13 protein-coding genes and 1 pseudogene are annotated in these 12,344 nt (G+C 60.3%); 9 read left to right on the top strand and 5 right to left on the bottom strand.

Features of this window, described 5'->3' with window-relative positions:
* A partial coding sequence (locus tag EOA33_RS09820) for an ABC transporter substrate-binding protein (RefSeq protein ID WP_127405533.1) occupies positions 1-899 on the top strand: 899 nt, incomplete at its 5' end.
* Between the two features lie 11 nt (positions 900-910).
* Here the strand turns inward: EOA33_RS09820 and EOA33_RS09815 are convergent.
* From EOA33_RS09815 to EOA33_RS09795, 5 genes are read right to left on the bottom strand one after another with little or no spacing between them, the layout of a single operon-like run.
* Entirely contained in the window at positions 911-1,450 is a 540-nt protein-coding gene (locus EOA33_RS09815) for a prepilin peptidase (protein ID WP_126056487.1), read from the bottom strand.
* Position 1,451: 1 nt separating this feature from the next.
* Positions 1,452-1,991 (bottom strand): tetratricopeptide repeat protein, encoded by a 540-nt coding sequence (locus EOA33_RS09810; RefSeq protein WP_126056488.1) that lies wholly within the window; start codon positions 1,989-1,991, stop codon positions 1,452-1,454.
* 58 nt (positions 1,992-2,049) lie between these two features.
* The gene (locus EOA33_RS09805) at positions 2,050-3,000 is read right to left on the bottom strand and encodes a type II secretion system F family protein (RefSeq protein ID WP_126056489.1); all 951 of its coding nucleotides are present in this window, start codon (positions 2,998-3,000) and stop codon (positions 2,050-2,052) included.
* Between the two features lie 18 nt (positions 3,001-3,018).
* A complete protein-coding gene (locus tag EOA33_RS09800) occupies positions 3,019-3,990 on the bottom strand; it encodes a type II secretion system F family protein (RefSeq protein WP_126056490.1) in 972 nt (323 codons plus the stop codon).
* Positions 3,990-5,375, bottom strand: coding sequence for a CpaF family protein (locus EOA33_RS09795; protein WP_126056491.1), 1,386 nt, complete (start codon positions 5,373-5,375; stop codon positions 3,990-3,992). The genes EOA33_RS09800 and EOA33_RS09795 overlap by 1 nt, the downstream gene beginning before the upstream one ends.
* Before the next feature lie 527 nt (positions 5,376-5,902).
* Here EOA33_RS09795 and EOA33_RS09790 point away from each other — a divergent pair.
* The 8 genes and pseudogenes from EOA33_RS09790 to EOA33_RS09755 form a co-directional block, all read left to right on the top strand.
* On the top strand, positions 5,903-6,118 hold the full coding sequence (locus tag EOA33_RS09790) for a Flp family type IVb pilin (RefSeq protein ID WP_126056492.1): 216 nt from the start codon (positions 5,903-5,905) through the stop codon (positions 6,116-6,118).
* Positions 6,119-6,206: 88 nt separating this feature from the next.
* Positions 6,207-7,247 (top strand): Flp pilus assembly protein CpaB, encoded by a 1,041-nt coding sequence (gene cpaB / locus EOA33_RS09785; RefSeq protein WP_126056493.1) that lies wholly within the window; start codon positions 6,207-6,209, stop codon positions 7,245-7,247.
* Between the two features lie 54 nt (positions 7,248-7,301).
* Positions 7,302-8,747 carry a type II and III secretion system protein family protein gene (locus EOA33_RS09780; RefSeq protein WP_126056494.1) on the top strand — a complete coding sequence of 482 codons (1,446 nt, stop codon included), beginning with the start codon at positions 7,302-7,304 and terminating at the stop codon, positions 8,745-8,747.
* 4 nt (positions 8,748-8,751) lie between these two features.
* Complete coding sequence (locus EOA33_RS09775) at positions 8,752-9,033, top strand: hypothetical protein (protein ID WP_245482284.1); 282 nt, start codon at positions 8,752-8,754, stop codon at positions 9,031-9,033.
* 63 nt (positions 9,034-9,096) lie between these two features.
* Positions 9,097-10,665: a pilus assembly protein TadG-related protein gene (locus tag EOA33_RS09770; RefSeq protein WP_126056496.1), complete on the top strand. Its 1,569-nt coding sequence runs from the start codon at positions 9,097-9,099 to the stop codon at positions 10,663-10,665.
* Positions 10,604-11,197: a TadE/TadG family type IV pilus assembly protein gene (locus tag EOA33_RS09765; RefSeq protein ID WP_245455641.1), complete on the top strand. Its 594-nt coding sequence runs from the start codon at positions 10,604-10,606 to the stop codon at positions 11,195-11,197. Before EOA33_RS09770 ends, EOA33_RS09765 begins: the two co-directional genes overlap by 62 nt.
* 41 nt (positions 11,198-11,238) lie before the next feature.
* Complete coding sequence (locus EOA33_RS09760) at positions 11,239-11,826, top strand: TadE/TadG family type IV pilus assembly protein (protein WP_245482283.1); 588 nt, start codon at positions 11,239-11,241, stop codon at positions 11,824-11,826.
* Positions 11,823-12,344 (top strand): annotated as a pseudogene (locus EOA33_RS09755) (pilus assembly protein); the annotation flags it as partial. The gene EOA33_RS09760 and the pseudogene EOA33_RS09755, both read left to right, overlap by 4 nt.

Below are 12,344 nucleotides of genomic sequence, written 5' to 3'. Positions count from 1 at the left end.
ACAATTTGCTGACGCTGACCGTGGAGGATACGCGCGGAGACCCCGGCAATGCCAAGGACCTGGCGATCAAGGCGATAACGACGGGGTCGAAAGTCGTCATCGGCCCGACCGAACTGCCGGCCGCGCAGCACATCGCCAAGCTGTCGGGCTCGACGCGGCCGCCGGTGCTGGCGCTGGCCGACAATTTTGCCGGCGGCCCCGGTGTCTATGCCGTGCGCCTCAGCGAGGCCGACAGCGCGGCGGCGGGCGCGGCGGCCGTCGCCGCCAAGGGCGCCAAGAAATTCGTCCTGCTGGTGGCGGCGGGCAGCAATGCCGCGGCAATCGAAAAGCGCGTCGCCAACGGCCTCAGCATCTATGGCGCGGCGCTTGCCGTCACCCTGCCCTATGCGCCGGCCGACGGCGGCGCCAAGGCGGTCAACGACATGGGCTCGCTGGTGGAGGCGCCCGATGCGGTGATCGTGGCCAGCGGAGACGCCAGCCCTACACCGCTGCTTGCGGCGCTGAAGGCAAAGGGCATTCCCGGCAAGACGGTCTCGCTCATCGGAACCAACCGCTGGCTGGAGCGGCCGATGGATCCGTCGTTCGAAGGCGCCTATATCGCAACGCTCGACCAGGGCGAGACCGGGCCGATCGCCGACCGTTTCAACGCGACGTTCCACTACCCGGCCGACGTCAACGTCGCCTATGCCTATGACATGGTCGCGCTGACGGCGGGGATTGCGAGCGCCGTCGGGCCGAACGGCTTCAGCAAGCAGGTGCTGGAAAATGCCAGCGGCTTCCGCGGCTCGACCGGCCTGTTCCGCTTCCGCGCCGACGGCTCAAGCCAGCGCACGATGCCGTTCTACCGGGTCGAGAAGGGCGCGCTGAAGCTGGTCGAGAAGTCGACGGCGGGGTTTTGAACACCACTTTGTCAGTTGAGCTGCTGTAGAATTCCGGAGCTGCTGGCCAGCACCCAACGTTCGTATATCTGGAACCCTATCGCGCAGATTGCCGCGAGCGAAATCGGCACACCGAACGGCACCACGCCCTTGCGGTCGAGATGCTGGACATAGAGGCGGAACATACCTGCCGGCAGCATGAAAGGGTTCTTCACGAGCACGGCCGTGATCAGGGCAAACACCAGCAAGAGAAGAGAAAAAACGACGAGACCGCTGCCGCCGATCAAAAAAGGCATAACCGCCATCAGCTTGACGTCGCCAGCGCCGACCTTGCGCAAGGTCCAGAAAGGGAAGAGCACGACAAATAGTAAAAGACCGGCAAGAGCGCTCAGGCCCATATCCCACCATGACCCGGCCGCGACTGACAGCAGTTGCAGGGAGCCCAGGCCCAGGCAAAGCAACAGCAGCACATTCTGATTGGATATCTTCTGCGTCGTGAAGTCGACCCAGGCGATCCTGACGAGCAAAGGAATGGCCAGCGCCTTGAGCAGTAGCGATGCGGCCAGCAACATGCTAGCGCTCGATGTTCTGCACGCTGGAGGACAGGAGCTTCAGGTTGTTGGCAACGGTCGGGTCGTTCGGCGCCAATTCGTAGGCCTTCAGGAAATTGGAGCGCGCATTCTGCAGCTTGCCTCGCAGCAGATAGGAATAGCCGAGATTGTTGTAATATTCGGGCGTCGCGCCAAGCAGCTTGTAGGCGCGGCTGTAGGCAAGATCGGCGAGGTCGAAACGGCGAATGCGGTCGCAGGAGGCGGCAAGACCCAGCCAGGCGACGCCGTCATTGGGCGCCAGGCGCGTGGCCTTGTAGAACAGCGCGCCGGCATTGCCGTAGTTTTCAGAGCGGAACTGCGTCTTGGCCTCGGCGACGGCCTGGTCCGAAGCATAGTAGTCGACATCGCTGACTGTCTTCAGCCCATCGAATGTATCGCCAAAGGACGTGACATCGCCCTTGGAGGGTTCGTTGGTGCGAACAACACCGTCAGTCGGGTCCGTCTGGCAGCCGGCAATCGCCATGATTAACAGGCCGGCTGCGGCCGCATTTCGCCATCTCATATATATATGTCCCCAAGGGTCGCCCCCGAATCACATTAGAATCAAAGCTCACGCATAACTAGAAGAAAATGCCCCTCATGCGGATGATCACCGGCAACATGATGACCATAAGCACCACCGGGAAGATGCATAGCCCCAGTGGGATCATCATCTTGACCGGCAAAGCGTTGGCACGCTCCTCGGCGCGCAGAATTCTCTGGCTGCGCATTTCGTCGCTATAGACGCGCAGCGCGTCGGTCAGGCTGGTGCCGAGTTCTTCCGACTGCCGGAACAGCACTGCCAGGGCCCGTGCCTCGTCGAGGCCGATGCGATCGGCCAGGTCGCGCAATGCCTCGCGTAGCGGCTTGCCGGCGCGCAGTTGCAGATTCATGATCGAAAGCTGGATGCCCAGCCATTTATGGGTTCCGGCCAGTTCGTTGCTGACACGCTCGACCGCTGCCTCCAGGCTCATGCCAGCATCGGCGCAGGTGATCATCATATCCATGAAATCGGGAAACCCGCGACGATATATCTGCATCTGAGCCTTCTCGAATCGATCAAGCGCGATGCTGGGAACGACCAGACAGGCGAGCCCGAACAGACCGGCGCCGGCAAATGCAATAAAGCTGGGCATTTGCGCGGGCAATACTCGGGACAGGAGCGTGTAGGCGACCAGAAAGCCGATCGCGACCGCCGCTATGCGCGTAAGAGTATAGATGAGGGGCGCGCTTGATTGATAGAAGCCGGCCCGAAAGAGCTTCGCCTCAAGGGCATTCGGCTCGCCGCGCTCCTTCTCAACCGTGCGGAAATAGGCGTCGATCGGCTTCTGCGCCGCGATCTTGGCCAGATGTTCCTGCCCGGCAAGCGAACGACGGTCGGCAATTCCCTCCGCCATCAGACTTTGCGCGACCAGCTTTCGCGTCTGCAACGCCGGCAAAAAGACAAGGGCGCCGAACAGGAACAATGCCACCGCCGCCAGGAAGACAGCTAGGGAAACCAGGAAGCTTATGTCCTGCGTATTCGAAAACAGGCTAATGGCTCGCTCCTGTCAGAAGTCGAAGTTGACCATGCGGTACATGATGAAGTCGCCCAGCAGTGCCCAGGCTCCAAAAAGCACAAACACAGGCAGGATGACCGGATTGTTCCAGACAGTGCCGTAATAGGATGGGGCGGCGATCTGTAGGATCAAGAACATGACGACGGGGAAAAAGGAGATGATCCACGCCGACATTCGCCCCTCGGATGAAAGCGCCCTGATCTTGAGGCGCAATTTCTGCCGCTCGCGCAGCACCATTGAAAGATTGTGCAGGATCTCGGTTAGATTGCCGCCCGTCTTGGACTGGATGGAGAGTGATACCGAAAGCAGATGAAGGCCTTCAAATCCCACGCGCTGGGAGAGTTTCCGCACGGCGTTTTCCAGACTGAGCCCGAAGGTGATCTCGTCCGCAACGATGCCGAATTCGGTGCCAAGCGGATCCGGCATCTCACGGGCCACAAGACTGATCGCCACCGGTGCTGGATGGCCGGCGCGCAGCGAGCGCACGATCATGTCGAGCGCATCCGGGAGCTGCCTGGCGAACTTCTGGATGCGCTTGTTGCGGGCGCGCCTGAGCACAAGCAGCGGCAGGACGAGGCCCACCAACAAAAATGTGATCAGCGCCGTGACGATTGAAAAACCGAAAAGTAGTGTCAGCATCAATGCGATAACCAGCCCGGCAAGCAGGAACATTGCAGCGAAAGCCAGTGGATTGCCGGTGATGCCGGATTGCGTGTAGAGCCGGTTCAATGTGACGAAGCCGAAAACAAAGTCACCCGAGTCCGTCAATCCACGTTCTCGCAACAGGCCTTGTAGGGTCTGCTCGGCCGGCGCTTCCTCGGCCAAAAGCTTGAGCCGTCGATTGATTGTGCCGACCCTGACGCGCCGCCCGGCGTAAGACAGATAGAGCGACTCGGCAGCAAGGATCACCGAGGCGGCGGCGAGCACATAGATGAAATAGAGCAGGGTCTGGCCAGTCGGCATCAGAGCGGAACCTGTGGATTGAAGGCGTCCTTTTCAAAGTGAAAGCCGAGCGTCGCCGCCTCCTGGGCAAAACGCGGCCTTACCCCGGTGGCGCGAAAATCACCGATGATCTTGCCTTCCGCAGTCACTTCCCGGCGAACAAAGTGGTAAAGTTCCTGGAGCTGCACGACGTTGCCTTCCATGCCTGTCAATTCCGAAATCGATATCACTCGCCTGCCGCCATCGGAAAGCCGTTGCGTCTGCACAATGATGTCGATCGCCGAAGCGATCTGCGCCCGGATGGATTCGTGGGTCATCGGCATGCCGGCCATGCCGACCATCTGCTCCAGGCGGGATAGCGCATCTCGCGGTGTGTTGGCATGGATGGTGGTCATGGAGCCTTCATGGCCAGTGTTCATCGCTTGCAGCATGTCGAAGGCTTCCTCGCCGCGAACCTCGCCGACGATGATGCGATCGGGCCGCATGCGCAGGGCGTTCTTCACCAGCTCGCGCTGACGAACTTCGCCCTTGCCCTCGACGTTGGGCGGGCGCGTCTCCAGCCGGCCGACATGCGGCTGCTGCAGTTGCAGTTCCGCCGCATCCTCGATGGTGATCAAGCGCTCGGCGGCAGGAATGTAGCTCGAGAGCGCATTAAGCAAGGTTGTCTTACCGCTGCCGGTGCCACCGGAAACCAGGATCGACTTGCGCGCCTGCACTGCGATCCGCAGCATGTCGACCATCGGCGGGCGGATCGAGTTGAACGCGATCAGGCGCTCGAGCGAATAAGGATGCTTGGAGAATTTGCGAATCGAAACGAGCGGACCATCCACTGAGATCGGCCGCACCGCGATATTGACGCGCGATCCGTCGTCGAGGCGGGCGTCGACCATCGGCGCGGATTCATCGACGCGCCTGCCGATTGCCGAGACGATCTTGTTGACGACCCGCAGCAGATGCGCCTCGTCGCGGAAGCGGATCTTGGTTTCCTCGAGCACGCCGCGCCGCTCGATGAAAACGCGATTGTGGGTGTTGATCAGAATGTCGGCGATCGAATCGTCCTTGAGCAAGGGCTCGATCGGCCCCAGCCCCAGCATTTCGTCAGCCGTGTCGCTGGTCAACTGATCAAGCTCGCGCGCGTTCAGCGGAATATTTCGAGCGCGGACGAATTCGCGCACGATCGGCCGTATCTCATCGAGAATCTCGTCCTTGGACGCATTTTCAAGGGCGGTCAAATTGAAGCGGTCGATGAGATGGCGGTGGAGTTCAACCTTGAGCGTCAGAAAATCATTGCCCTGGGTTTCAGCATCCGTCACCGGAACGACCGTCGCCCCATTTGAAACCGCCACTGCGGTCGTCGGCTGGAGCGCCCGCGGCTCATTCGATCCCTTGATGAAGCGGCCTAGCATTTTTAGCCCCCCGCAAACTTTTCCCAAAAGTTTCCCTCAGGTTGGAAACTAAGGGTTAACCACGAGAGGCACAAGCGCGGGGCGCGGGTGGGAGGATCGAATACTTACAACATAGTTAAGACGAGTCCCTAAAAAAATCGTTTTATTTCGCGACTGTGTACCCAGGAGCACAACTCAACTCCCACCTCACGAAACGTTTCGGCTTGCAACGTTCGAATCGCCGCCGCGGACTCCGGTAAGCCCTTACATATAAAGGCTTATGCACATACCCTAATATGATTAGGCTACCACTATGGGTGAGGCGAAATTGTGAATGAATGGTTAAAAGCGCTCAAAAAGCAAATCGAATCAATCCCTTGTCGAAATTGAATTGAGTCCCGATCAGGTATTGGAAGGTTAAGGAACTGTTAATCCCGTTTGACTCTGGTTTTTGGCGGGACTTAGATCAACTCGACGGGGGATGCTTGGGTATGGGGTTCATCCTTAGCTCGTCTCGTCGGGTTCAACCTCCAAAGGGAGAAATTGGCATGAAGAAGCTCATGACGATGGCCCGGCAGTTCCGCGACGACGACAACGGCGCTGCTATGGTCGAATATTCCATCCTGGTCGGCATCATCGCCGCAGCAGCCATTCTCGCGGTTCTCGCGATCGGTGCCTGGGTCACCGGCCGTTTCACCGGCCTCTGCACCAACCTGAACACTGGTCCGGGTACCTGCGACGCCGCCGCCGGCACCGGCAGCTGATCGTCTGTTTAATCCTCAGGCCCGGACTTCGATCCGGGCCTGAGCCTTATCGCGGCGGGCGAATTCCCGCTTTTGGGGCTTGGGGCTGATGCGTGCCAACACTTTGATCATGATTGTTCTCGCCGGCGTGTTCGGCGTTCTGGCGGTTGTGCTTGTCAACATCTGGCTGGCGAACCAGCGCAACGCATTGGCGCAGTCGGACGGAGTTAAGCGCGACACTGTTGTGGTGGCAGCGGTGGCGCTGAAGTTCGGCGACACGCTAACCGCCGAAAAGCTGCGTGAAATCGCCTGGCCCGCAGGCGCGGTCCCGGCCGGCGCTTTCAAGACAACCAAAGAGATCCTGGCCGGCGAAGGTTCGAAGCAGGCATTGCAGGCGATCGGCGCCAACGAGCCCGTTCTCGCCACCAAGATCACCGGCCCCGGCCAGCGCGCCACGCTTTCGGCGGTGCTCGGCGAGGGCATGAAAGCCGTTTCCATCAGGGTCAACGACGTGCTCGGCGTCGCCGGCTTTGTCTTCCCGGGCGACCGCGTCGATATATTGTTGACCCGCACGGTGCGCGCCGATGGCGGCGCAGACAAGAGTTTTGTCGATGTGCTGCTACAGAGCATTAAGGTGCTGGCCATCGACCAGGTTGCTGACGAAAGCAAGGAGAACCCGACGGTGGCGAAAGCCGTGACCGTCGAAGTCAGCACCAAGGACGCGCAGAAGCTGACGCTCGCCGCCGGCGCTGGGCAGTTGTCGCTGGCGCTGCGTCAGGCGGCGGCCAACAAGGGCGAGACGACCGAGCGTGTCACGCTTTCGGATCTGACCGGCGACACGCCGGACGATGTCGCCGCCAGGCAGGCCGAACTTGCCAAGCAGGCGGCGGCGGACGCCGCGGCCGCGGCCGATCGCAAACGCGCCGACGACAAGCTCGCCGGGCTGGCCAAAGCCGTCGAACGGGTGGACAACAAAATCGACGATCTGAGCAAGGTCAAGCCGGCTCCGGCTGTGGCATCTGCGCCGCAAGTGAAGGAAATTGTCAAGGAAGAGGTCAAATACGTGCAGCCGGAACCGCCGGCCCGGGCGACAATCGGTGTATTTCGAGGTATAAAACTCGAAACATACGATGTGCCGCGACAAAAATGACGCCGGCGCATTAGGATCGACACTCCGAATCAGCCGGCAGGGGGGTTAGCGTAGATGCGTGTGTACCGGAGACCACTGGCGGCCGCCGCTTTCGCCTTATCCTGCGCATTGCTGTCGCTAAGTCCCGTGGCCCATGCCGCCGACCGCCGCATCGACGTGTCGAACCCGACTATCCATCGTATCTTCGTGCCGGTATCGCAGTCGGTGACGATCCAGGTGAACTCCACCCTGGGCGATATTGTCGTGGGCGACGAGAAGATTGCTGACGCGCAGCCGATGACCGACAAGACGCTCTATGTCATCGGCAAGGGTGTCGGCACCACAACCGTCAACCTGTTTTCCGAAGACAAGCGCTCGCTGGGCACGCTCCAGGTCGAGGTCGGTCAGGATGTCAGTGACATGGCCGCGGCAATCCGCCAGGTCGCGCCTCGCGCGCGCATCGAAATCGGCTCGATCAATGGCAAGATCAGGCTGGCCGGTCATGTCAAGGATGCAGCGACCCTGGCCTCCATCGTGGACGTCGCCCAGCAATATGGCCCCGACGCAATTATCAACTCCGTGACCATCGACGACAGCCAGCAGGTGAATTTGGAAGTGCGCGTGCTGGAGGCCAAGCGCAACGCCGGCCGCGACCTCGGCGTCTCGATCAGGAGCACGAATGGTAGCGGCACGAGCCGTACGGGAACGGGCATTGCGGCCGTCGACGAAGACGACGTGGTGCTGGGACCCGGGAACCTGCTTAGCGGCCTGCTCTCGAACACCAATCCCTTCGCGGCACTAATTACCCGCGTCATCGACAGCAACATCAAGGTCGACCTGATCATCGAAGCGCTCGAGGCCAAGGGCGTGGTGCGCACGCTGGCTGAACCCAACCTCACCACCTTGTCGGGTGAGTCCGCCAGCTTCAACGCAGGCGGCGAAGTCCCCATCCGCAGCATCGGCACTGATGGCAATATCCAGATCGAATACAAGCAATTCGGCGTCAATCTGCTATTCACGCCTGTCGTCATGGATGACAGCAAGATCCATATCAAGCTGGCGCCGGAAGTGAGCGACCTGACCGGCTTTACCACTGCTGGCGACCCGATCTTCACCAACCGCAAACTCGCGACCGTGGTCGAATTGCGCGACGGCCAGAGTTTCGCCGTCGGCGGGCTTCTCTCCAGCAAGACCACCAAGCTGCAGAACCAGGTGCCATGGCTCGGCCAGGTCCCGGTCATCGGCGCGCTGTTCCGCAACTCAAGCAACCAGAAGGAAGAAACCGAGCTGGTTGTCATCGTCACGCCGCATCTCGTACGGCCGACAAAGCCCGGCGAGCAATTGGCGACGCCGTTCGACAAGACGCGGCCGGCCAATGATCCGGAGTTCTTCATCCTCGGCCAACTCGAGGTGAACAAGGACATGATCCGCCAGTATGAAAACGGCGAAGGCGTCACCGGCCCCTATGGCCACATGCTGGATGTGAAATCGAAGGACAAGATGCTCTATGTCAAGAAATAAGCTCTTGCTCGTCGTTCTGTGTACCGGCCTGCTGACAGGTTGCGCCGCGGACTATCTCAACAACTACGACACGGTGACGCTGGCGGCCGGCGATACGCAGAAATTCAATTCGCTTCTGCAGACGGTCGACCCATACAATCCGGCCTCGAACAACACGAAAATCGAAGGCGACGGTGAGCGCGGCGTTGGCGTGATCAGAAGCTACAGAGTTCCGCCGCCACCGGCGCCGACGACGAACATGACGGTCAATGTCGGCACTTCGGGTGTGACCAACGGAGCGAATTGAGCAGAAGGATGCGGTGCGCCGGGCATTCGAGGGGCCTGGCGTGAAGGGGTAAGGGGTAGGGCCATGTTGCGAGGTATTCGCGCGTTCTGGCACGATCAGAGGGGAATAGCGCTGATCCTCGTCAGCGTGATGCTACCGGCGATCGTTGGATTTTCCCTCCTTGCGATCGACGCCAGCCGGGTCAACAATCTGCACAATGATTTGCAGAAGGCGGCGGACGCGTTTGCACTGGCAGGCGCTGCCGAACTGGATGGATCAAGCGGTTCCTGGGCGCGAGCCGAACGCGCCATGGCTACTTTGGTCGATAATGAAAGCAATTTCTCGACAGTTGGGCCGAATGGCAGGTTTACCCTGACTTCCGGTCAACCTGGCGGCACATTGAACTGCAATAACGCCGGCAACATTTCATGGTGTTTCCTGAAAGCGATCCCCGCAGCGGACAGCACTCCGATAACGTCGGCGAACCTTGCAACTTACGTCGCCAGTTCCACGCAGGCCGTCGGAGAGGCGGAAACGCGATTCATTCAAGTGACGGTCGCCCCTACTGGCTTTGCCGCGTTTTTCCCAGCTTCTTTCGTGACGTCGGGCGCTAGCAGCACTTTCAGTGTCGGAGCCGTCGCCGTGGCGGGTTTCACCTCCGGTGTCTGCAATTTCACGCCGGTCTTCATCTGCAACCCCTATGAGATGGATTCGAACGGAACGAACAACGCCGGCAACTACACGCTGCAGCAGGCTGTTTCCAACCCCGCCGTTCATCGTCGGCTGATCGAATTGAGAAAGGTCGGAAATGGCGCGGCGGCCGGTCCAGGTAACTTCGGCTTTCTGGAGCCACCGCCGGGTGTAGGGAATGGTGCACAGGCGCTCGCTCAGACGATCGCGACATCCACCCCGATCGGATGCTACGAATCCGGTAGTGTTTCGACTAAGACCGGCCAGAATGCCGGGCCGGTACAAGACGCGTTCAACGTCCGCTTCGGCATCAAAGCAAACGGCAGCCACTTCAACAGTCCAGAATATGGGCCGGCATCGAATGTTCGGAAGGGCGCTGCCGCGGGCGGCAATGGCAATGGCAATGGCAATGGCGGTGGCGGTGGCAATCAGTGCCCGCAATACAATCAGTTGACGTTCGGCTCGCCCAATATGGGCCTGCCCAGGGACGCCACCACGCCGTATATGAGTGGACGGATGGGCGACGGAAATTGGGACCTCTCCGGCTATTGGAGCACCAACTTCGGCTCCACGTCCCATCCATCGTCGTGGGACACGACCAAGCCAACCCGCTACGAGGTCTACAAGTACGAAATGGCGCAAGGTCTGGTTGGGACGGCTTCGGCCGGAGGCGAAGTCGGAACCCCATCGAACGCCTGTCAGCCGCCGGTTACATCAGTGGATCGTCGTCTTCTCTATGGTGCGATCCTCAACTGCAACGCGCTCGAAGCGGCGGGCAACGACCTGTCGGGTCATAGTACCAATCTGCCGGTCGAGGCTTTCGGCAGCTTCTTTCTCACCGAACCGGTTGCCTCGGCATCGGACGACGCATCGGTGATGGTCGAACTGGTCGACGTAACCGGTGGCGCTGGCCAAGGCACGCTCGACAATTTCCTGCGTGACGAAGCGCAGCTTTACCGGTGATGCGATGGCCAAATGCTTCTTCCATCACCTCGACAGATTTTGGCGCGACAGTCGCGGCACCGCGCTTGTCGAAATGGCCATTATCGGGCCGACTATGATTCTTCTGTCGGCAGGCGTGTTCGAGTTCGGCAACCTGATCCACGACAAGCTGCTGATGGAGGCTGGACTGTCGGACGCGGCCCGCTTCGGGGCACGTTGCAATAGTCAACTTTACACCGATGCAGGCCTTGCCGCGATCAATTGCGCGGATATTGCCACAAACATCGCAGTGTTCGGTAACGTGGCGGGAACTGGCAGCGCGCGCATTAGCGGCTGGCAGAAAGCGAATGTGACTGTGACAATCGCTGCTAGTGGGTCCTGCCAAGACGCCGTGGTTGCCGGTGTCACCAAATACCGGTCCACTACTTCCCAGGTCTGCATAGTCAGGGCGGCCGGCACCTATGCCTATGCTGGCGTCGGGATGCTGTCGCTGGTCGGTGTCAGCCCGATCACTCTGAGCGGCTTCCATGAGGAGCGGTTGATCCGGTTCTGATCATGATCAGGCTTTTCGCAAGATCCGAGGACGGAGCAACGATGGTGGAAATGGCCATCGTCTCGACGCTGCTATTTATGCTCGTCCTTGGCTTCATCGATTTCGGCTACGCTCTTTATCAATGGAACGCGGCGACCAAAGCAGTTCAGGTCGGTGCCAGACTGGCCTCTATTTCCACTCCGATTGCCCCGGAGATTGATACGGCCGGCCCAACCGCCACCCCGGGAGCTCCCGTGGCCGCAGGCTCGTTTGACTATGTCTGCAACGGTGCTACATCGACCTGCAATTGCACAGGCGCATATTGCGTCGTTGGAGTTTGGTCTGCCTCAAATTTCAACACGATCTATGCTGGTGATGACGGACAATGTGGGCCTGTAGCCGGCAGTCGTCCCGGAATGTGCGACTTCGATCCCTTGCTGCAACCAGCTAATGTGGTCGTCCGTTATACCGCTACCGGGCTTGGCTACCAGACACGGGCGGCCGGCCCGGTGCCGACAATCTCTGTCAGCCTGCAGAACATGACCTACCAGTTCTTCTTCCTGGGCGGACTGCTCGGGTTCGGAAATATGACCATGCCCTCCATGCTCAGCACGGTCACGGGCGAAGATTTGAAGAGTACCTCGCCATGAACGCTATCAACACCAAGGTCCTTCCGACCAGACGCAAGCAGGTCGCCCTGTTCTCGTCCGATCCGCAGTTCAAGCGCGATGTCGCGACCAGGCTCGATGCGCTGGCGATCTATGACGTGCAGGTCTCGGAGACAGCCGACTTCCTCAAGGGGCCGCCTGCGGATACCCGGCCGGGTATCGTCATCCTCGACCTTGGCAATGGCGAGCTGCTCGGCCAGCCGGGCATCGTCGAGGCGCGCTCCAAATGGGCGTCGGTGCCGCTGATCGCGATTTCCGATGAGTTGGCGTCGGAGCAGACGCGCGTGCTCGTGCGCATGAACGCTTCGGACTGGCTGCACAAGCCGCTCGATGCCAAGGAGCTGCTCAACGCCGTCACCTTCCACGACACCGGCAACCAGGGCACCAAGAGCCGCATCATCACCTTCATCGCCGCCAGCGGCGGCGCCGGCGCCACCACGCTCGCGCTATCGGCGGCGGAATACCTGGCGGGCAAGTCGACCGAGCGCGCGGCCTCGACC

Source organism: Mesorhizobium sp. M4A.F.Ca.ET.050.02.1.1 (assembly GCF_003997725.1).
Classification (GTDB): Bacteria; Pseudomonadota; Alphaproteobacteria; order Rhizobiales; family Rhizobiaceae; genus Mesorhizobium.
The sequence above is the reverse complement of the archived record's forward strand: the minus strand, read 5'-3'. Positions and strand labels throughout refer to the sequence as shown.